General features: G+C 38.6%; 21 protein-coding genes and 2 pseudogenes. 18 read left to right on the forward strand and 5 right to left on the reverse strand.

Features of this window, described 5'->3' with window-relative positions:
* Positions 1 to 89 precede the first annotated feature (89 nt).
* Both ABJE44_RS11955 and ABJE44_RS11960 read left to right on the forward strand, forming a co-directional pair.
* Complete coding sequence (locus ABJE44_RS11955) at positions 90 to 791, forward strand: transposase (protein ID WP_348110307.1); 702 nt, start codon at positions 90 to 92, stop codon at positions 789 to 791.
* Positions 792 to 1,162: 371 nt separating this feature from the next.
* Positions 1,163 to 1,468 carry a hypothetical protein gene (locus ABJE44_RS11960; protein ID WP_348110308.1) on the forward strand — a complete coding sequence of 102 codons (306 nt, stop codon included), beginning with the start codon at positions 1,163 to 1,165 and terminating at the stop codon, positions 1,466 to 1,468.
* A 28-nt stretch (positions 1,469 to 1,496) separates the two neighbouring features.
* On the opposite strand, the pseudogene ABJE44_RS11965 reads toward ABJE44_RS11960, so the two are convergent.
* Together ABJE44_RS11965 and ABJE44_RS11970 are read right to left on the reverse strand one after the other, a co-directional pair.
* A pseudogene (locus ABJE44_RS11965) lies at positions 1,497 to 1,670 on the reverse strand (IS110 family transposase); the annotation flags it as partial.
* Between the two features lie 112 nt (positions 1,671 to 1,782).
* Positions 1,783 to 2,046 (reverse strand): annotated as a pseudogene (locus tag ABJE44_RS11970) (peptidylprolyl isomerase); the annotation flags it as partial.
* A gap of 406 nt (positions 2,047 to 2,452) precedes the next feature.
* Here ABJE44_RS11970 and ABJE44_RS11975 point away from each other — a divergent pair.
* The 4 genes from ABJE44_RS11975 (at position 2,453) to ABJE44_RS11990 (ending at position 7,012) form a co-directional block, all read left to right on the forward strand.
* Positions 2,453 to 3,433 (forward strand): transposase, encoded by a 981-nt coding sequence (locus tag ABJE44_RS11975; RefSeq protein WP_348110309.1) that lies wholly within the window; start codon positions 2,453 to 2,455, stop codon positions 3,431 to 3,433.
* 601 nt (positions 3,434 to 4,034) lie between these two features.
* On the forward strand, positions 4,035 to 4,385 hold the full coding sequence (locus ABJE44_RS11980; RefSeq protein WP_348110310.1) for a DUF5992 family protein: 351 nt from the start codon (positions 4,035 to 4,037) through the stop codon (positions 4,383 to 4,385).
* A 611-nt stretch (positions 4,386 to 4,996) separates the two neighbouring features.
* Entirely contained in the window at positions 4,997 to 6,526 is a 1,530-nt protein-coding gene (locus ABJE44_RS11985; RefSeq protein WP_348110311.1) for a CRTAC1 family protein, read from the forward strand.
* Positions 6,527 to 6,661: 135 nt separating this feature from the next.
* Positions 6,662 to 7,012, forward strand: coding sequence for a hypothetical protein (locus ABJE44_RS11990; RefSeq protein WP_348110312.1), 351 nt, complete (start codon positions 6,662 to 6,664; stop codon positions 7,010 to 7,012).
* Between the two features lie 112 nt (positions 7,013 to 7,124).
* Here the strand turns inward: ABJE44_RS11990 and ABJE44_RS11995 are convergent, their stop codons facing one another.
* The 3 genes from ABJE44_RS11995 to ABJE44_RS12005 all read right to left on the reverse strand — a co-directional run bounded on the left by ABJE44_RS11995 (position 7,125) and on the right by ABJE44_RS12005 (position 9,947).
* A complete protein-coding gene (locus ABJE44_RS11995) occupies positions 7,125 to 7,328 on the reverse strand; it encodes a hypothetical protein (RefSeq protein WP_348110313.1) in 204 nt (67 codons plus the stop codon).
* A gap of 641 nt (positions 7,329 to 7,969) precedes the next feature.
* Positions 7,970 to 8,308: a DUF5992 family protein gene (locus ABJE44_RS12000; RefSeq protein ID WP_348110314.1), complete on the reverse strand. Its 339-nt coding sequence runs from the start codon at positions 8,306 to 8,308 to the stop codon at positions 7,970 to 7,972.
* A 484-nt stretch (positions 8,309 to 8,792) separates the two neighbouring features.
* Positions 8,793 to 9,947, reverse strand: coding sequence for a methyltransferase (locus tag ABJE44_RS12005; RefSeq protein WP_348110315.1), 1,155 nt, complete (start codon positions 9,945 to 9,947; stop codon positions 8,793 to 8,795).
* Between the two features lie 259 nt (positions 9,948 to 10,206).
* Between ABJE44_RS12005 and ABJE44_RS12010 the strand changes: the two genes are divergently transcribed.
* From ABJE44_RS12010 to nqrF, 12 genes are all read left to right on the forward strand, one after another.
* Positions 10,207 to 10,524, forward strand: coding sequence for a BolA/IbaG family iron-sulfur metabolism protein (locus ABJE44_RS12010; protein ID WP_348110316.1), 318 nt, complete (start codon positions 10,207 to 10,209; stop codon positions 10,522 to 10,524).
* A gap of 17 nt (positions 10,525 to 10,541) precedes the next feature.
* On the forward strand, positions 10,542 to 11,081 hold the full coding sequence (locus ABJE44_RS12015) for a TRAP transporter small permease subunit (RefSeq protein WP_348110317.1): 540 nt from the start codon (positions 10,542 to 10,544) through the stop codon (positions 11,079 to 11,081).
* Positions 11,081 to 12,448 (forward strand): TRAP transporter large permease subunit, encoded by a 1,368-nt coding sequence (locus ABJE44_RS12020; protein WP_348110318.1) that lies wholly within the window; start codon positions 11,081 to 11,083, stop codon positions 12,446 to 12,448. Before ABJE44_RS12015 ends, ABJE44_RS12020 begins: the two co-directional genes overlap by 1 nt.
* A gap of 7 nt (positions 12,449 to 12,455) precedes the next feature.
* Positions 12,456 to 13,577 (forward strand): TRAP transporter substrate-binding protein DctP, encoded by a 1,122-nt coding sequence (gene dctP, locus ABJE44_RS12025; RefSeq protein ID WP_348110319.1) that lies wholly within the window; start codon positions 12,456 to 12,458, stop codon positions 13,575 to 13,577.
* A gap of 17 nt (positions 13,578 to 13,594) precedes the next feature.
* Complete coding sequence (locus ABJE44_RS12030) at positions 13,595 to 13,771, forward strand: YqaE/Pmp3 family membrane protein (RefSeq protein ID WP_348110320.1); 177 nt, start codon at positions 13,595 to 13,597, stop codon at positions 13,769 to 13,771.
* Between the two features lie 95 nt (positions 13,772 to 13,866).
* Positions 13,867 to 15,045, forward strand: a complete 1,179-nt coding sequence (gene fabV, locus ABJE44_RS12035; RefSeq protein ID WP_348110321.1) for an enoyl-ACP reductase FabV — start codon at positions 13,867 to 13,869, stop codon at positions 15,043 to 15,045.
* Positions 15,046 to 15,440: 395 nt separating this feature from the next.
* Positions 15,441 to 16,781, forward strand: coding sequence for a Na(+)-translocating NADH-quinone reductase subunit A (locus tag ABJE44_RS12040; RefSeq protein ID WP_348110322.1), 1,341 nt, complete (start codon positions 15,441 to 15,443; stop codon positions 16,779 to 16,781).
* Positions 16,782 to 16,783: 2 nt separating this feature from the next.
* Positions 16,784 to 18,001 (forward strand): NADH:ubiquinone reductase (Na(+)-transporting) subunit B, encoded by a 1,218-nt coding sequence (locus tag ABJE44_RS12045; RefSeq protein WP_348110323.1) that lies wholly within the window; start codon positions 16,784 to 16,786, stop codon positions 17,999 to 18,001.
* Complete coding sequence (locus tag ABJE44_RS12050; RefSeq protein WP_348110324.1) at positions 17,991 to 18,749, forward strand: Na(+)-translocating NADH-quinone reductase subunit C; 759 nt, start codon at positions 17,991 to 17,993, stop codon at positions 18,747 to 18,749. The genes ABJE44_RS12045 and ABJE44_RS12050 overlap by 11 nt, the downstream gene beginning before the upstream one ends.
* A gap of 12 nt (positions 18,750 to 18,761) precedes the next feature.
* The gene (locus tag ABJE44_RS12055) at positions 18,762 to 19,394 is read left to right on the forward strand and encodes an NADH:ubiquinone reductase (Na(+)-transporting) subunit D (protein WP_133467934.1); all 633 of its coding nucleotides are present in this window, start codon (positions 18,762 to 18,764) and stop codon (positions 19,392 to 19,394) included.
* 3 nt (positions 19,395 to 19,397) lie between these two features.
* Entirely contained in the window at positions 19,398 to 20,006 is a 609-nt protein-coding gene (gene nqrE, locus ABJE44_RS12060) for an NADH:ubiquinone reductase (Na(+)-transporting) subunit E (protein ID WP_133467932.1), read from the forward strand.
* Positions 20,007 to 20,027: 21 nt separating this feature from the next.
* Complete coding sequence (gene nqrF / locus ABJE44_RS12065) at positions 20,028 to 21,260, forward strand: NADH:ubiquinone reductase (Na(+)-transporting) subunit F (RefSeq protein WP_133467930.1); 1,233 nt, start codon at positions 20,028 to 20,030, stop codon at positions 21,258 to 21,260.
* Positions 21,261 to 21,388: the final 128 nt, after the last annotated feature.

Genomic DNA, 21,388 nt, shown 5'->3' on the forward strand with positions numbered 1-21,388 from the left:
GTCAGATGAACATTAAATTAATAAGTCTTGAAGTGATTTAGATGTAGTTGTCTATACTAAGGTTTTTCGTTCAGAGATAAGGATATCGAATGAGTCGCCTTCCCCGAGTTTGCCCGATTGGTTTTCCACAACATGTTATTCAAAGAGGTAATAATCGCCAGATTTGCTTTGGTAGTGAACAAGACTTTTATGCTTACATTGGTTGGCTGAAGACGTTCTCTTCAAAATTTGGTGTTGCGGTACATGCTTGGGTGTTAATGACAAACCATGTTCACTTATTATGTACGCCGTTTAAAGAAAATGGCATTAGCTTGATGATGCAAGCCTTAGGTAGAGTATATGTACGCTATTTTAATCGCAGTTATCGGCGTTCAGGAACATTATGGGAAGGTCGCTATAAATCTTGTTTGGTAGAAGAAGAACAATATTTTTTACACCTGCATAGATATATCGAATTAAACCCTGTAAGGGCGTGCATGGTTAAAGACCCGTCGGACTACGCATGGTCGAGCTATCAAATTAATGCTCTAGGTAAAACTTCTGACTTATGTACTCATCACCCACTTTATTTAGCACTGGGACGCAATGATAACGAAAGGCAAGCAAGTTATAGAGAAATGTTCACATATCATCTCGAGGGTGAGTTACTTGATGAGATTAGAAAAACAATTCATTCAGGGATGGCTTTAGGAAATGATAGGTTTAAAGGAGAGTTAGAGATGTTAACTGGGCGCCGATTGAATTCACTGCCACCTGGTAGGAAATTGGGATGGAGGAAGTCTAAGACCTAGAAAATAACGTTGTTCTGACCCCGATAGTTACGTTGTTCTGACCCCGATAGTTTTCCGATAGTTTTCCGATAGTTTTACCCATTGGCTAAATTATGCTGCCCGCAATTTAAGTATTGTCACCAATTTAAGTCAATTTAATACATACCCGCAAAATTATTCTCAAACCCAAATGTAGAAAACCACGAAAGAGCTTATTCAAACCATTTTATGCTTGTTGATTGGAAAGTATTTAAGTAAGTTATTATTTTGGGTGTCTATGTAGTTATGATGGATCGTGTCCATTTTATCGGGTGAAGATCAATTATACTCGCTGAAAAGCGCTCATAAAATCCCCTGTTGGGGGTGTTATATTTTTAAGGAGAAATGAAAACATGAAAAAAATATTATTAAGTTTTTGTGTATTGGCTATATCAGCGACTGCTTCTGCAGAAAATGAGAAAGTAACAAATGTGTATACCTGCGGAAATGATGTAGGAATTTATGTTGAAAATGTTGGCTGGCTAGTTGCTTTAAAAAGTGAAGTTGGAGAGAAGAGAGTTGATCGAATTCTTTCAATTGGGTTATCACTTTTAGCTACTCAAGCACCAATAGGTTATTTCAACGCGTCAGAATCTATCTCTTGGTGCGGAATATCGAATGTTAGACCTATAGGTGTTTTACAAATCAAAAGGCCATAAATATAACAAGAGACTGTTGCATCAATAGCTAATTTATCGTCTTTGGCACTTCCCATATTGTCGAGTCTCTTAGCATCGAATTTAAGATAACAACCATCTTTCTAATTCAGGCAATGATAGCCTCCTTTTTGGGTTTTCCAGCGGCCACTAATCGTTGATAGGTTTCTTTGAGTACTGGGTTACTTTGTATGGTTGAATCAATGGGGCAGAGAAATTGATTTTCTGATTTAGCCATATACACTTAAGTTGTACCTTCTATTTATGAAACCAAGTAACGGTGGCTAGAATACCTCGATTAAACTTATTGAGTATTCCCCACCTTGAACCACAAAGTCTGTTATCACTCTATGAAACATAGTGTCTTCGTAGCTACGCTTTTCAACGTAACGCAAAAAATTATTAACCGTAATGGGTGCTCTTGAGCGGTTCAATTCAACAATAATATCTCCCATAGTGGTTTCCATTTTCACTCTAGGATAAAAGTTATCGGGTTGAATATGAGAGCCGTCTAATTTGGACTTAGCAAAGCTGGCTGTAGTGAGAATAAGCGAAGATAGAATAAGTAATACTTTAAGCATAGAAAGTTGACCTTTAAATACGATGATCATTTAGTAGCAGATAAAATACTGAATTTTTTGCCGGTTGCAACCACAGACGTGTCCCCAAACAGTCTTTTTAGGGAAACTTAAAGGGTTCAAAGGGTATAACCAACTCTGACAATAACATTTAACAAAAATGAACTTATTCTTAACAATAAAGATATTGATTATTATTTAGCTGTCATGGTAATTTAATTTTCCTGTACTTACACTTAGTAGTAATTATTTTGAAAAAAAACAGCTATTTTACTCACATTATTTATATCTTCATTTTGTAGTCATGCTGCAGTCTTGTTGAATAAACAAGACACCCATTTTTAAAGTTAGCTAAATCACAGCTTTGTTCTAAGCTTTAGGTTATTAAAACAACCAAGGATGGTGTGTTATGCCTCAGTCCCGTAAAAGCCAAATTAGTCTTGTAGATACCCCTTATTATCATTGCTTTTCCCGATGTGTTCGTCGTTCTTTTTTGTGCGGTGAAGACAAGGTTACAGGCCAAAATTATGAACATAGGCGGGGTTGGGTAGAGGAAAGGCTATTGTTCTTAGCGTCAGTATTTTCTATCGATATCGCAGCTTATGCGGTGATGAGTAACCACACTCATGTGGTTTTGTATGTGGATAAACCCCAAGCTGAAGGTTGGACGCAAGAAGAGGTCTTAAACCGGTGGTGCAAGCTGCATAAATGCACGTTAATTACACAAAAATATTTAAAAGGCGACGACTTAACGAACAGTGAGCGTATAGCCTTTGATGAAACGATTTATGTATACCGCCAGCGTTTATATGACATAAGTTGGCTGATGCGTAACCTGAATGAATATATAGCCCGTGAGGCAAACAAGGAAGACGGTTGCACGGGTAGATTCTGGGAAGGGCGTTTTAAGTCCCAAGCTCTATTAGATGAATCTGCCGTGTTAGCCTGCATGGCCTATGTCGACTTAAACCCTATTCGCGCCAAAATGAATACGACGCCCGAAACCTCCAAACACACCAGTATCCAACATCGCATTCAGTCCTTGAACAAAGGTGAGCAACCTAAAAAGCTCATGCCGTTTGTGGGCAATCACAGGCAAAACATGCCTAAGGGCATTGCGTATAACGTAATAGATTATTGTGAATTAGTCGATTGCACAGGTAGATGTATTCGAGAAGATAAAGCCGGTCACATCGAACACCATCACAGTCCTATTCTAGAACGACTAGGGCTAGACAATGAACAGTGGTTAACCCTTACCACAGAGTTTGAACAACACTTCTCAACCGCAGTAGGCAGTGAACATATGTTGCAACAATTCAAACACCACACAGACCATCGACGAATACGAGGTATGGCAAAGTCTAGAGCGTTATTGCAACACGGTTAATTTATCGCTAACTCGTTTCCCCAACCAGTTTTATGGCTAAGTCATGCTGCCCGAAATTTACTCAGCGTCACCAATTTAAGTAAATTTAAACCATACCCGCCAAATTATTCTCAAACCCAAATGTGGAAAACCACCAAATAGCTTATTCAAACCATTTTATGCTTGTTGATTGGAAAGTATTTAAGTAGGTTATTAATTTGGGTGTCTCTGTAAGCTTTTAACTAGCGAGAGGTGGCGATAGGAAATCTAAACGTTTTAAAGGCATTATCTAAATCAACGTCTCTGACCAGCGCAAAAATAGAGTGAATACTTTTCAAACTGTTGGCATCAGTGACTGTTTTGTGTGTTTTTTTTACCTTGCATGTTAGCTGTGTTTGTTAAATAATGAAATTTCAGTTTTAAGCAATATAAATAAGAATAAAGCTTTTGTGTTGATGTTCTTATTAGTAAATTTGTTTCAGAAGAAGACTAGCAAAAGCGTTATTACAATATCAGAACTTTACTTTAGCTCTTAGCAAGATAATTAGTAATGCTGGGGATAAGTGACAAACTAGTAAGTTTAGCCTATGAACACCTTAATCAATCAGGATACTTAATTAAAATGTTTACAAAATATATATATAAATCGGTGATTTCTTTTATTTTTCTGGCTACCTCTATCAGCTCATTTGGTGCACAAGGATTCCTTGCAAAAACTGTAACCATTACACAGATGTCATCAACGTCAAGTAATAGTGATGCTTTCTGGGTCTATTACTCAGCAGGAGGCTCAATAGATAACTGTGCTGGAAAAGTTAAGTTCCAGCTGTCATTCGCAGGTACAAATGGAACTTTTGAGAGAGCTTTTGCTTTAGCCACAACTGCGTTAGTAACAAACAAGACAATTGAAATTTATAGCTATACTAGCACGACGGACTGCCTATCCGCAGTTTCTATAAATTTATTAAATTAACATAGATGAAACTGTAAATAGTAACGTCATTCTATTGGTTTTGTTCATACATAGGCATTAAGGGATTGTTAGTTTAATGTCTTTTTAAAAAGAAATAGTATATTACATCTTGAAAATTACTAGTGGGGTTGATTTTTGTAATGGCGACTTAAATTTTTTTGACAATAGTTATCTCCACTCAAGTCCAAAGAAGCCAAGAATATTATATGGGGTAATGTATTACTTACACTAAAACTCTGTTCTATACGACAAAAGTGAATTTCAATTGCAACAGCGCCAGACACAACCTATTTAACTCAGCTCGTCAGTAGATAAATACTGAATTTGCATAGTCTTATTCTAATGTACTGTTAAATAAAGTGTAAAAAGCCTTTGGGGAGTTGCAGCATATATTCCGGAGCAGAAAGTTTGAGGCAAATTCAAATATTTAGGTTTTGTTAATACAAGTTTGTAAAGGAAACAGGGTAAGGGGATCTATTGAAGGCTGAGCTTTGTTTTTAGTACTTACAGTACCTATTCTTATCGAGCTTACCAGTGATTCTCTTCACTGGTAAGCTTTTATCGAGAGTTGTTGATATTTAATTAATGAAAATAAAAGGAGTTAAGTAAGCATGCAATCTATTTTAAGCAATCCTCGTTTACTCTATATTACTGCATTAGGTCTTGTAGTTTTAAGCTGGCCTTCATATTCTGATTTTATTGATAAAACTGTTGATTTAATACCTGGTCTCGTTGGCAATGAGCCAGCTAAAGCTGCTTGGGGGGATTATAATAATGATGGTTACCCAGATCTCCTTGCGGGAAGTACTTTATATCGTAATAATAAGGGGGTAAGTTTTACATCAATTTCAACTGATTTTGGACCTGGAATCTGGGGAGACTTTGACAATGATGGTTACCTAGATTTATACCTTTATACTCAGAAGGTTATCAAACGAAATGTAGATGGCAGCGATTTATTCGAAACTGTTACTGTACCAAAAGAAAGTATCCCAACAAGAGCTGCTGCATGGGTAGATGTCAATAATGATGGGTGGCTTGACCTATATGTCGCAGGCTATGAAACTTTAACTCCGGAAATATGTTACGCCGATTACATATTAATTAATGAAATGGGGGAAACGTTTAATTACATCATACAACCAAATTACATTGATATAAACTCTTGCCGTCGAACTAGGGGTGTAGCTGCTGCTGATTTTGACCGAGATGGTGACCAAGATATTTACTTATCGAATTATCGTCTACAGCCCAATTCTCTATGGGAGAACCTTTCAGCGAACAGCGGGCAGTGGCTAGAAAGCGCTGCAAAATACAACGTAGATGATGGCACTGATCCAGCCACTGACTCTCAATGGAAAGTGTCTGGTGCTCATACTATAGGTTCTTCTTGGGGCGACTTTGATAATGATGGGTGGTTAGATTTAATTGCCGGAAATTTCGCACATTCTTATAATCCAAAAGCACTTATTTATAAAAATAACCAACCAGGTAAAATTTTCACTAAAAAATTACGGCTTACCGGAGCGTACTGGCAGGAGTCGTATGCAAATCCAGCACTTGCCGACTTTGATAACGACGGGTTAATTGATTTCTTTTTTACAACGGTTTATTCCTATGCAGGAGATGAAGCAAGATTATATAGAAATATTGGTGGTTTTAATTTTACTGATGTTACTTCAAGCAACGGACTTAATAATGTTAAAACAACCTATCAGGTAGCATGGGCTGACTTTGATAACGATGGCGATTTAGATTTAGTTAGCGGAGGGAAGTTTTTTGTAAACAATGAAACTAGTCAAAACCATTGGATTAAAATCCATTTAAAAGGTGATGATAACAACATTAACCAACATGCAATAGGTGCACAAGTCAGAGTTTTCTCAGGAGATAGTATCCTCACTAGGCAAGTAGAAGGGGGGACATCAGAGGGTAATCAAAATGACTTAAATTTACATTTTGGATTGGGTGGTAATGCTTCTACAGTCGATATTAATGTACTTTGGCCTGATGGAACTCAAGACAACTTTTCTAATATAGGAATAGATCAACAGATTAATCTCCCAGAAGGAGAGACGTTTCCAGCGAGTTCGAGTAATGTAGTCTATTCGTTAGTTCCAATTCTATTTATAATATTGTGATAAGAGCTAGTTTGAATTAATAGAGGAAGATGAACATTAAATGTTGATTGCTGTTCATTGTATAATAACGTGGCGATTTTCATTATTTTTAAAAATTGTTTAACACGACTACTTTCAGTAAAAAGGAGCAAAAATTTGAAATGTAAAAAATTGGTAATGGGATTGATTTTGACAATAGTTCCTACAATGTCTCTTTCTAGTATAGTTAGTTCTACTAAAATCACCCAAATTTTAAGCGGGCCAAATTATGCCGGTAAGGTATTTATTGCGTTATCAATTCCTCCCAATGCGACAAAAGCAAGTTGTAATACTAACAGTACCTGGACTTATGTTTTCGACCCAAGTACGTCAATAGGGCAAGTTACACTAGGCTTAGTTTTATCCGCTCACGCTACCAAATCAAATGTTAAAATTGAAGGATATAATAATTGCACCATACATTCTGGAGTAGAAAATTTGAAGTATTTTCAAATTCTTCAAAATTAAAATACTACTATAAATTAATAGTAAAACTAAATTATTACACTAGATGGATGTTGAAAGAAACTTTTGGGGTCAGATGAACATTAAATAAGTAACATTGTTCTGACCCTGATAGTTACCGATGAATGGTTGCGTAAGTAGCAGGCTTGCCAGCTTTGACAAATCGAGGCGGGTTAACTTGCTGTTGTGATTGACCACGAAATTTATAAAAGCTTGATGTACTCAACCTGAGCTTTTGACAAAAATCAACAATACTTAATCCACTCGATTTTTGTTGAGTAATCGATTCTCGCCACCCTTCTAGTGTTTTATGCTTCATAATATCTCCGATAAATAATGAGAAGGTATTTTCAAATTTACAATCCCTAACTACTAGATGTGCTTTACCGGACAGATACAGTGGAACACTTTGGGAGGGCGTTTTAAATTCTGTTTGGTTGAATCGGAAGATTACTTGTTGGAGCTCTACAGATATATTGAACTTAATCCAGTTCGAGCGGGTATGGCAAGAGAGCCATCGGAATACAAATGGTGTAGTTATCAAGTAAACGGCCTAGATAAACATTCTGATTTATGCACGCCATATGCCCTATATTTAAATTTGGGAGGCAGTGAAAGTGACCGACAAAGCACAATAGGGAGCTATTTCATCATCATGTAGAAGGGTATTTATTGACAGAAATAAGAGAGAACACAAATAAAGATCTTGCCTTAGGTAGCCAATATTTCAAAAAGGAACTGGAAGCACTGACAAGAAGGCGAATGATGACAGCTAATATTGGCAGACCTAGAAAAAGTTTACTCTGACTCTGTTATGCTTGGTCGCATTTGCTAAATTAGCAAATGCTCAAGAATGCTTTTGTTTATAAGATGTTACCGCATGTGGTGCACTTGGGTGTTGAATTCGGGTCGCTAAAATAAACAAAATCGAAAGCTAGGTTCAATTAATCATTATGATTCTTAGCCATGTGAGCAATCATCATCAGCACATATTTGAACTACATCTGCATTTAGGCGTTCACCATAGCAACCATTCAATTTAAATCTTATTGGTTTACCAGTTGTCAAAGCAGTTAACGCTAAACTAAAACCTCTATCAAATGCCTTTTCACTGCCTAATGTGCTAGTAGAAAAGTATACTACGTTTTTTGAGCATGATTGGGTATTTGAGCCGTTCCATTGGATAAAAGCATAGTCTGAATATGACTCGACAATCTTTACATTTCCATAACTCCAAGTGGACGCTGCCTTTACATTGAAAGCCCCCAAAGCTAATAAGCAGAATATATATATTTTCATTTTTCTCTTCTAAGGTTAAGTTTCTTAAGCTCATCGCCAACTGAGATATCGATCGGTTGAAGGTTTAAGCAACAACTGAAATATACCCATGTTAAATTGTTCTGTAAAGTTAATTCAGGACACCTTTCTTAAGAAAGGTTACTTATTCTCTATTAGTGACAAATCGCCGTTAGCCATATGAATCCGCTATAAATTGTAATAGCGCCTATACGCGGTCACCTCATTTTTAAGTGCTCAGTAGTTGGTTGCGGGATTTTAAACTGCTAAAGAACTGCTCTAATCAATGAGGACAGTGACTGAGGGCCCCGAATTTTGGAATTTATAAACTCGCTGTTGAACAACGGTTAAAGAGATTAATTCATCTGTCATTCAATATTTTAAATTTCAAGTTTAAAGTAAAGCTTTTTTTGAGAAAAGATACTTTACGAACTAAGGTGTAATAACTAATTTATTCGGTGTAGAAGCGGTTCCTAGATAAAAATGATCATTTAGTAGCAGATAAAATACTGAATTTTTTGCCGGTTGCAACCACAGACGTGTCCCCAAACAGTCTTTTCAGTTTCTTGGGATAATCTAAATGGCGGTTACCTACAACACACAACTGCCCACCTTTGTTCAAAGTTGCTTTCGCATCAGTAAACATTTGCCAAGCAATGTGATCAGTAATGGTGTTTTGTTGATGAAAAGGGGGGTTACAGAGCACTAAATCGACTTGGTTGTTGTTTGGCTCTTGTCTGAAGTCTTCTAGGCAGTTATCAACTCTAAACTCACATAGGTGGAGCTTGTCGGGAATATTTTTTTCAATATTAAGTTTGGCAGACGCAACAGCCATATAAGATTCATCTACAAAGATAACCTTTTTAGGGTTGCTATCATTGAGCACATGTAACCCTAGTACCCCGTTACCACACCCTAAGTCGACAATGGTTTTGTTCTCAAAGCTCGGTAGTTTTCTGAAGTGCTCTAGAATAAAGCGCGCTCCTATATCTAGTTGCTGCCGTGCAAACACATTAGCTAGATTGCAGATTTTAAATCGTGGTTTTTCTGTATACCAAATAGTTGGATAAGGACTAGGGTTAGACTTATCAGCTGCAGGTTCACAGAATACTAAACGCGCTTTTTTCTTAGCCAGTGAGGTAGTAGTTGGCCCTAGGTATTTTTCAAATAAGGCCAACATAGATTTAGGAATTAATGCGGCTTTGCCTGCAGCGATGACCTTAGTAGAAGCGGTAACGCTTAATTGTAAGTCTATGAGTTGTTGCTCTAATAAGGCATTAGTTTTGGGTATTTTTAAAAGGATTATATCAACCTTGCTTGAAACAGGGTTTACAGAGTCATTAAATATAATCTGTGTTACGTCTATTTGGTTTTTATTAAGGTTTAATAAACACGCTTGTTTGGCTACATAGGAGTCACTTACCCATGTTGGTTTAGTACCAGCAAACCAGCAAGCTAGTGCACCAAAATCATCATTGATAATCCTAACTGTTTTGCCTCTAGCCCCATCCAAGTGTTGTTCAACATACTCGATTAAGTACTCGTCAGCGGCGTCCCATGCTTGCCAACTTGGGTGTTGTAAACTTTCTGGATAACGAACTAATTGTAAATTTCTGTTTAATAGGGTTAAACGTGTATTCATTTTTTAGATGGGTGCCTAAATAGAAGCTATGAAGTTTTATATTTTAATTGCAACCATGATACCACGACCAAGAATGTTCGGCTGCTGCTAGGGGAATCAAATCTGAAAAATTGAAACGAGGTAAACTTTAGTGAATTCGCCTTATTTTTAGGATATCAATTTGTTTTCTCTAACAAATTATCTTTGCCTTAGGGTATTATTAGCGGTTTAAACGAATAAGCTTAAAAAATTAATTAGTGTATTTGATATCGGAAACTCAATGAAAATCCAAACGGTTATAGAAACAAAAATAGTCGAGCACTTTAAGCCTGAGCATCTTGAGGTCATAAACGAAAGTTATATGCACAACGTGCCAGAGGGATCTGAAAGTCATTTTAAAGTCATCATGGTATCTGAAAGCTTTGAAGGGGAGCGTTTGATTAAAAGACATAGGGCAGTGAACGCAATATTAAAAGAGCAATTGGCAAATGATATTCACGCGCTAGCCTTACATACTTATACAAAAGACGAGTGGCAAAAGAATTTTGGGGAGGCCCCCATGTCACCGAATTGTATGGGCGGCTCTAAGAAGCAATAACAGGCTAAAGGATTTTAATGTTTATAAAACAAGGGGTTGCTTTACAGCAGTTGATTGATGAGTTTCATCACCGCTTATGCCAACTAGTGAGCTGGTTTACCTTGATTATGGTGCTTGTGACTTTGCTAATTGTTGTATTGCGATATGGCTTTAACCTAGGTTGGGTCGCCATGCAAGAGTCGGTTATGTATTTGCATGTTGCAGTATTTTTATTAGGAGCAGCCCATACATTAAAGGTCAATGAGCATGTTCGTGTTGATATTTTTTATCGGAAAATGAGTAAACGTAAGCAAGCTCTGGTAGATATAACGGGCACTTTATTGTTGCTTATGCCTGTCAATTTTCTGATTTTCTTTCTGAGCTTTGATTATGTAATCAATGCATGGACCTTGATGGAGTCCTCTCCTGAGGCTGGTGGCTTGCCTTTAGTTTTTGTGCTCAAAAGTTTTATCTTGGTATTTGCTATAACAATGAATTTGCAAGGTTTGGCTGAACTTATTCGCAACGTTTTATTGTTTAAAGGGACAGCTGCGTCGTCAATTGAGGTACAGGCATAATGGAATATGTGTCTATATTGATGTTTTTAGTGGTATGTGGTGTTTTACTAATGGGGTTTCCAGTCGCTTACTCTTTGGCTGGCACAGCGATTTTGTTTGCGGGTTTTGGGATTTTAACGGGGCAATTTGAACAAGCTTATTTGAACGCTGTTCCCAGTCGCTTGTATGGAATTTTAACGAATCAAACCTTAATTGCGGTGCCCTTATTTGTATTTATGGGAGTGACGTTAGAAAAATCCAAAGTCGCTGAAAACCTACTTAATGCTATGACCCAATTATTTGGACAATACCGAGGTGGTCTCGCTATTTCTGTTATTTTAGTGGGGGCATTATTAGCCGCTAGTACCGGAATTGTGGGGGCGACGGTTGTGACAATGGGCTTATTGTCCTTGCCCACTATGCTTAAGCAAGGCTACGCCCCTAGTTTTGCAACAGGCAGTATTTGTGCAACGGGTACCCTAGGGCAAATTATCCCACCTTCTATTGCCTTAGTATTGCTGGGCGATGTGTTATCTAGTGCTTACCAAAGAGCTCAGCTCAATATGGGAATTTTCTCCCCAGAGTCAGTGTCTGTTGGTGATCTTTTCGTTGGTGCAATTGTGCCGGGTGCCATTTTAGTTTCACTTTATTTATTGTATGTGGTGGCCGTGACTTGGTTACAGCCTGAAAAAGTCCCTAAAGTGGCTCCTGAAAAAAGCAATATTTCTTGGTTGGCTTTTTTAGGGGCACTTTTACCTCCGTTACTGCTTATTTTTTTGGTGTTAGGTGCAATTCTTGGTGGTTTTGCAACCCCAACAGAAGCGGCAGGAGTGGGGGCGTCAGGGGCTCTTCTGTTAGCATTGGCTCAGAAACAATTGAGTATAGCGAAACTGAAAGAGGTGATGTTAACTACCACTAAAGTGACCTCAATGGTGTTCTTAATTTTAATCGGTGCTTCCATTTTCTCGTTAGTTTTTCGTGGCTTTGGTGGTGAAGAGTTAATAGAACATTTGTTTAACCAACTTCCAGGTGGTGTGTTTGCTGCAGTACTTGTGGTGATGTTAGTGATTTTTGTTTTAGGGTTTATTTTAGACTTTATCGAAATTACCTTTGTTGTTGTGCCTTTAGTTGCTCCGGTTTTGTTAGCAATGGGGATTGATCCTATATGGCTGGGGATTATGATTGCTGTAAATTTACAAACGTCATTTTTAACCCCCCCATTTGGATTCGCTTTGTTTTATTTGCGTGGTGTAGCACCGGAATCGGTACAAACATCAGACATTTATAAAGGGGTCATGCCCTTTATCATACTGCAAGTTATGCTGTTGATTGGGATGGCAATATGGCCTAGTTTAGTTACGTGGTTACCAGAAGTCGTTTATGGTTAGAGAGTTTATGTTTAATAAAATAAGAGTTTATTGTACAAAATTCGTCATTGTTGTGGCGAGTAGCTTAGTATTATTTGGCTGTGGTCAAGAGCAGCCAAAATCTGAAAATGGGGTAGCTGAACCTCAGAAAACCTATAAGTGGAAAATGGTTACTTCATGGCCAAAGAACTTTCCTGGTATAGGGCGAGGCCCAGAAACCTTTGCGAAAAACGTAGAGCGAATGTCTGGGGGCAGGTTAACCATTAAAGTATATGGTGCAGGAGAATTAGTCCCTGGTACCGAAGTGTTTGATGCGGTTGCTCAAGGCACTGCGCAAATTGGCCATTCTGCGTCTTATTATTGGAAAGGTAAATCTTCCGCTGCGCAGATCTTTACTGCTATTCCTTTCGGTATGAACGTGCAAGAAACCAATGGTTGGCTTCATTACGGTGGAGGCCTTGAGCTATGGCGCGAGATATATAAACCTTTTGGTTTAATTCCTTTTACGGGGGGAAATACTGGGGTGCAGTTTGCTGGTTGGTTTAAGAAAGAAATTAATTCTATCGCTGATGTGCAAGGTTTAAAGATGAGGATCCCAGGTTTGGGGGGAGAGGTCTTCAAAAAGGTTGGAGGGATCCCTGTGGCACTAAGTGGCGCTGAAATCTTTACATCTTTACAGTCTGGAGCTATTGATGGCACCGAATGGGTTGGTCCATATAATGATTTAGCCTTTGGGTTACATAAAGCCGCTGAATTCTACTATTATTCTGGTTGGCATGAGCCAGGTTCTGCTTTGGAGTTTATTGTGAACGAGAAGGCGTATGAGTCATTGCCTGAAGATCTACAAGCTATAGTCGAAATTGCAACACAAGCCGCTAACCAAGATATTATGGATGAGTATACCGCCCGCAATATGGATGCAATGCAAACATTAAAGACTAAACATAAGGTTGATATGCGTGCTTTACCCAGTGATGTAATACAAGCTTTAAAACAAGCTTCTCTTGAAGTAATGCAAGAGCATGCGGCGGCGGACCCTACATTTAAGAAAGTATACGATTCATATTTAAGCTTTCAGCTAAAAGCTATGGATTACCATAAGGTTTCTGAGCTTGAATATTATAAAAATCGTTCAGATGTTAGTAACTAAATTTAAAGGAAATCATTGTGCAAAAAGTCAACCCCATTAATCTAATCTTAGCTATATTTCTGCCTCCTGTAGGCGCGTTTCTACAAGTTGGCTTATCTGCCCATTTCTTTATTAATATAGTGTTAACTTTATTAGGTGGGATCCCTGGCCTTGTTCATGCTCTTTGGTTAGTGCTGACTCATAAAACAGGTTAACAGAATCACAAGTGTATACGCACATCAGCTGTTCAGATGTGTTTTGCTGTGCATTGGCTATACAATGCGTCCAATTTTTTGAATAGGATATCTTTATGATTATTAAGCCGAAGATCCGTGGCTTTATTTGTACTAATGCACACCCGGTCGGATGTGCAGCTAATGTTCAACAACAAATTGATTATGTGAAATCACAAGGCGAGCTAACGGATGCTCCTAAAAACGTATTAGTAATTGGATGCTCTACTGGATATGGCCTAGCTTCAAGAATTGTGTCTGCGTTTGGTGGCGGAGCGAAAACCTTAGGGGTGTGTTTCGAAAAACCACCCACCGAGCGCAAGACCGGCACCGCTGGTTGGTATAATACAGCTGGGTTTCATGCTAAAGCGGAAGCTGCAGGTTTGTATGCTAAAACACTAAACGGTGATGCGTTTTCAGATGAGTTAAAGCAGCAAACTATTGAAACCTTAAAAGCCGATATGGGTAAAGTCGATTTGGTTATCTATAGTCTTGCTTCTCCTCGTAGAACGGATCCTAAAACAGGGGAGACATTTAAGTCGACGTTAAAACCTGTTGGTGAGGCTTACACCACTAAAACCTATGACACAGACAAAGATAAAGTACATGACATCAGTCTTGAGCCTGCAAGCCAAGAAGAGATTGATCACACTATCAAAGTTATGGGTGGTGAAGATTGGGAATTATGGTTAGAAGCGTTAGATCAAGCTGATTTACTTGCCGATGGTTGTAAAACCACCGCATATACTTATGTGGGTAAAGAGTTAACTTGGCCGATCTATGGTCAAGCGACAATAGGTAAAGCTAAAGAAGATTTAGACAGAGCTGCCGCTGAAATTGTAAAAACTAAAGCGAGCAAAAATGTTCAAGCCTATGTTTCTTCACTGAAAGCACTGGTTACTCAAGCCAGTTCAGCTATCCCTGTTATGCCCTTGTATATTTCACTTATATATAAAGTAATGAAAGAAGAAGGTACCCACCAAGGTTGTATTGAGCAAATATATGATTTGTTTACTGACAAATTGATTCAAGCAGCCCCAGAAGTGGATGAAATGGGTCGTTTGTATATGAATGATAAAGAAACAAACGATGCTACTCAGGCGAAAATTAAAGCATTATGGGATCAAGTTACTCAAGATAATTTTCATGAGTTAAGTGACTATGCTGGTTACCATCATGAATTTTTGAAGTTGTTTGGATTTGATGTATCAGGTGTTGATTATGACGCTGACGTTGAGCCTTTAGCGGATTGGTAGCGCTCTGTGCTTATTAGATATTAATTAAACCGTCTTATGACGGTTTTTTGTTATTTAATAAAACGATATTTGTCATTTTTAAGGTATATTTGAGAAAAACATTATAAAAATTGCGGTTAAACAATAAATTGCATGGAAGAATTGGTGCGGTTAATGCTAAAATTCGCGCTTCAATTGTGGTTGCCTGCAATTTTTTACATGCAGATATACGATTGTTGCGGCTAAATTTAGATAAATAGTAAGTGTGTCATTCTAAACCGCATGAAGTTGCAGCGGAATAATTTTAATAACAACTAATACTCACCACCATTAGGTTTTTATAGGTCTAGCCTATACTAGGACGTACCAAAGAGCCTAATGGTGTTGTGTATTAATTTAGAGTAGTGCTATTGCGTATGATAAAAATCACGAAAGGGTTAGATCTTCCTATTCAGGGAGCGCCAAAACAAGAAATCCATGATGGAAATTCTGTTACCAGAGTTGCTATCTTGGGCGAAGAATATAATGGCATGCGACCTACTATGCATGTTCAGCAAGGTGATAAAGTAAAGAAAGGCCAAATTCTTTTTGAAGATAAAAAGAACCCTGGTGTTAAATTTACCGCCCCTGCTTCTGGTACTGTAGTTGCAGTTAACCGTGGTGCAAAACGTGTTTTGCAATCGGTTGTTGTTCAACTTGAAGGTGATGAAAGTGAAGTATTTGCTAAATATAGCAGTGCTGAGCTAGCTTCATTGGATGCTGCCAAAGTCCAGGAAAATCTAGTCAACTCAGGAATGTGGACTGCAATTCGTACCCGTCCATTCAGTAAAGCGCCTGCACTTGATTCAAAACCAAACTCAATCTTTGTTAGTGTGATGGATACCAATCCGTTAGCAGCTGATCCTCAAATTGTGATTGCTGAACGAAGCGAAGATTTTGCAAATGGTTTACTGACATTGGGTCGTTTAACTGATGGTAAAGTTTACGTTAACAAAGCACCTGGGGCAGATATTGCAACTGGTAGCGCTAATGTTGAAGTAAATGAGTTTGCCGGATGTCATCCTGCTGGGTTAGTTGGGACACATATCCACTTCCTTGATGGCGCAGGTCAAAACAAGATGATTTGGCATGTTGGTTATCAAGATGTACTTGCTATCGGCGCTTTGTTTACTACTGGTGAGTTAGATAATCGTAAGGTTGTTTCTTTAGCTGGCCCAGAGGTTAAAAAACCGCGTTTAGTTCGTACTATATTGGGTGCTGATTTAGCAGAGCTAACGTCTGGTGAAACTAATGACGGTGAAATGCGTGTTTTATCGGGTTCAGTTTTACAAGGAACGAATGCAAGTGGCCCCCATGGATTTCTAGGTCGTTTTCATAATCAGGTTTCAGTACTACTTGAAGGTCGAGAAAAAGAGTTCTTAGGTTGGATCAAACCAGGTGTTAATCAGCACTCGGTAACCCGCGCATATTTAGGGCATTTCAGCCCGAAGAAATTATTTAACATGACAACCACTACTAATGGTTCAGACCGTTCAATGGTTCCAATTGGAAACTATGAACGTATTATGCCTTTAGATATTTTGCCTACCTTGTTACTTAGAGACTTAATTTCAGGTGATACAGACGGTGCGCAAAGTTTAGGTTGCTTGGAGCTAGACGAAGAAGATTTGGCATTATGTACTTATGTTTGCCCTGGCAAATATAATTACGGTCCAATCTTGCGTGAATGTCTAGACCAGATTGAGAAAGAGGGTTAATCATGGGTTTAAAGGCATATTTAGAAAAAATTGAACCTGATTTTGAACCAGGTGGAAAATACGAAAAGTGGTATGCGCTTTACGAAGCTGCAGCAACCATTTTTTACACACCAGGCTCGGTGACAAAATCGACTACGCACGTAAAAGATAGCGTTGATTTAAAACGTATTATGATAATGGTGTGGATGGCGACATTTCCAGCCATGTTTTACGGTATGTTTAATGTTGGTCAACAAGCGCAATTAGCTATCATTGATGGTGCTGTTTGGGCTGATACTGCCACTGCATTTTGGCAAGCTGGCTTGTTCCAAATGTTGGGCGGTGAGTTAAGTGCCACTACTGGATGGTTTGGCTTAATGTTGTATGGAGCGTGTTTCTTTGTTCCTATCTATGCAACTGTATTTGCTGTTGGTGGTTTCTGGGAAGTATTATTTGCTTCAGTCAGAAAACATGAAATAAATGAAGGTTTCTTTGTTACTTCTGTTTTATTCGCACTAACTTTACCGGCTACTATTCCTTTATGGCAAGCCGCTTTAGGTATTACCTTCGGTGTGGTTATCGCTAAAGAAATATTCGGTGGAACCGGTCGTAACTTCTTAAACCCTGCTTTATCTGGCCGTGCTTTCTTGTATTTTGCTTACCCTGCACAGATTTCTGGTGATGCTATTTGGGTTGCTGCTGACGGTTATTCCGGGGCCACAGCTCTAAGTCAAGCTGCATCTGGCAGTATTACTGATTGGAGCTTAAATGCAGATTGGTGGGATGCTTTCTTCGGGAATTTGCAAGGTTCTGTTGGTGAAGTCTCTACACTGGCATTAATGATTGGTGGTTTGTTTATTATTTATATGCGAATAGCATCTTGGCGCATTGTGCTGGGTGTATTAGCTGGTTGTGCAATCTTTAGTACTCTATTGAATCTAGTTGGTAGTGACACTAATCCTATGTTTGCTATGCCTTGGTATTGGCATTTAGTTACTGGTGGTTTTGCTTTTGGTATGTTCTTTATGGCAACGGACCCAGTATCGGCGTCCTTTACGAATAAAGGTAAGTGGGCGTATGGCATCTTAATTGGTCTCATGTGTGTCATGGTTCGAGTGATTAACCCGGCATTCCCAGAAGGTATGATGTTAGCGATCTTGTTTGCTAACTTGTGGGCACCTTTGTTTGATTATTTTGTTGCCCAAAGCAATATAAAACGGAGGATCGCTCGTGTCAGCTAAGAAAGAAACTCTAGGTAAAACCGTAGGTGTTGTGGTTGCTGTTTGTTTGGTGTGTTCCATCATAGTATCTAGCGCAGCCGTAGGCTTACGTTCATTACAACAAACTAACGCCGCTATTGATAAGCAATCGAATATTATCGAAGCTGCGGGTTTAACTGAAAAAGCTGCCGGTGATATAGCTGGTACTTTTGACAAGTATGTAGAAGAGCGCTTTGTAGATTTAGAGTCTGGTGAATACGTCGAAAAGCCTGAAGATGGTTACGACATGTATAAAGCCGCTAAAGAGCCTGAGTACTCTGTAAAAGTCGAAGGCAGTAATGTTGGTTTTCAACAACGTGCAAGCGTAGCTAGTGTCTACTTAGTCAAAGATGATGCTGGTGATATTACTCGTATTATTTTACCTGTGCATGGCAGTGGCTTATGGGACTTAATGTATGGTCTTTTAGCTGTTGATGCAGACGGCAATACCATACGTGAATTAGTTTACTATCAGCAGAAAGAAACTCCTGGCCTAGGTGGTGAAGTTCAAAACCCAAGCTGGAAAGCAAAGTGGAATGGTAAAAAACTTTATAAAGATGGTGATGTTGCTATTCAAGTTAAGAAAGGCGAAAACGCAAATAATGAATTCGCGGTTGATGCACTTTCTGGCGCAACACTTACCAGTAATGGTGTTCAAAATACCCTAACTTATTGGGTAGGTAAGAATGGCTACGGGCCATATCTTAAAAACCAGACTTGGAAATCATAAGGGGTTTATACAATGGCTGAAGTAAAAGAAATGAAAAAGGTATTGTTTGGACCCATTCTGGACAATAACCCAATCGCTTTGCAAGTACTGGGCGTATGCTCAGCATTGGCAATCACCACTAAATTAGAAACAGCTTTGGTTATGGCGTTAGCGCTAACTACTGTAACAGCATTTTCTAGTTTGTTTATCTCAATGATTAGAACTCAGATACCTTCTAGTGTTCGAATCATCATTCAAATGACTATCATTGCTTCTTTGGTAATAGTTGTAGACCAAGTATTGAAAGCTTATTCATATGAGATTTCGAAACAATTATCAGTGTTCGTTGGATTAATCATTACTAACTGTATCGTTATGGGTAGGGCAGAAGCTTACGCCATGAAGAGCCCTCCTTTCATGTCTTTCTTAGATGGAATTGGAAATGGTCTTGGTTATTCTATGGTGTTGATTGTTATTGGTACGATTAAAGAGTTATTTGGCTTTGGAACTATATTAGGTTTCGAAATCTTGCCTTTGATTCAAAATGGCGGTTGGTATCAAGGTAATGGTTTATTAATTTTACCTTTCAGCTCATTCTTTTTGATTGGTGGTTTAATTTGGGCCATTCGTACTATTCGCCCAGAGCAAGTCGAGCCGAAGGAGTAATTCATGGAACATTATCTTAGTATTTTTATAAAATCTGTTTTCATTGAAAACATGGCTCTCTCTTTATTCTTAGGTATGTGTACTTTCTTAGCAGTGTCTAAGAAAGTAAAAACAGCTATGGGGCTAGGGGTTGCTGTAATCGTAGTTTTAGGTATTTCTGTACCTGTTAACCAAATTATATTTACAAACATCCTTGCGCCTGGTGCTCTTGGTTGGGCTGGCTTTCCAAATGCCGACTTAAGCTTTTTAAGCTTTTTGACCTTTATAGGTGTAATTGCTGCTTTAGTACAAATCTTAGAAATGAGCTTGGATAAGTTCTTCCCTGCACTGTATAACGCACTTGGTATTTTCTTACCATTAATTACAGTTAACTGTGCAATATTTGGTGGTGTGGCGTTTGCGATACAACGGGAATACAACCTAAGTGAAAGTGTTGTATACGGTATTGGTAGTGGTTTTGGTTGGGCTATAGCGATTACGTTACTTGCTGCTGTACGTGAAAAACTGAAATATGCGGATATGCCCGAAGGTGTACGTGGTTTAGGATCTGTATTTATGATCGCTGGGCTAATGGCCCTTGGTTTTCAATCATTTACCGGTATTGCACTGTAACCGGCCCACTAAGGAATTATTATGAATTCAAATGAAATTTATCTTGGTGTAGGCATGTTTATCGCTATTGTATTAGCGTTGGTGTTTATCATCATGTTTGCAAAATCCAAATTGGTGCCAGAGGGTGAAGTTACTATTACTATTAATGGTGGGGCTCAAGAGTCTATTACAGCCCAACCTGGTGACAAACTTTTAGGTGCATTATCTAACGCTGGAATCTTTGTTTCTTCAGCTTGTGGCGGTGGTGGTTCTTGTGGCCAATGCCGTGTAGATATTAAGGAAGGTGGCGGAGAAATTCTTCCAACTGAACTTGACCATATCAGCAAAAAAGAAGCTAAACATGGCTGCCGTTTATCTTGTCAGGTGGCTATTAAACAAGATATGGCTATTGAGCTTGAAGAAGAAATCTTTGGTGTTAAAAAGTGGGATTGTGAAGTTATTTCTAACGATAACAAAGCTACTTTCATTAAAGAATTAAAGCTTCAAATTCCTAACGGTGAGAGTGTGCCGTTTAAAGCCGGTGGTTATATTCAAATCGAAGCCCCTGCTCACCATGTCAAATATAAAGACTTTGATGTGCCAGATGAGTACAAAGGCGATTGGAACCATTTCGGCTTCTTTGACGTTGAGTCAAAGGTAGATGAAGAAACTATACGTGCTTACTCAATGGCTAACTATCCTGAAGAAGAAGGGATAATAATGCTAAACGTGCGTATTGCTACGCCGCCACCAAGAAACTTGTCTCTACCAGCTGGTAAAATGTCTTCATACATTTGGAGCCTTAAGCCAGGTGATAAAGCAACTATTTCTGGTCCATTTGGTGAGTTTTTCGCTAAAGAGACGGACGCTGAAATGGTCTTCATCGGTGGTGGTGCGGGTATGGCGCCAATGCGTTCACATATCTTTGACCAATTACGTCGTATAAAGTCAAAGCGTAAGATGACGTTCTGGTACGGTGCTCGTTCTTTACGTGAAATGTTCTATGTTGAAGATTTCGACATGCTTCAAAAAGAAAATGACAACTTTACGTGGCATGTAGCTCTATCTGATCCTCAACCTGAAGATAATTGGGAAGGTGATACAGGCTTTATTCATAACGTATTGTTAGAAAACTACCTTAAAGATCACCCTGCTCCGGAAGATTGTGAGTTCTACATGTGTGGTCCACCTATGATGAACGCAGCAGTTATTAACATGCTGAAAGAGCTAGGTGTAGAAGACGAAAACATCATGCTAGATGACTTTGGTGGATAGTATAAAAAATTCGTTTTGTAAAAAATTTAAAGGGGCCTAGTGCCCCTTTTCTTATGCACTAATTTGGAATATTGCTGTGGGTTTACATAAAATTAAAATTACTTGTTTTTGCGTGTTGATTGTATGTT

Source organism: Paraglaciecola sp. (assembly GCF_039942875.1).
GTDB lineage: Bacteria > Pseudomonadota > Gammaproteobacteria > Enterobacterales > Alteromonadaceae > Paraglaciecola.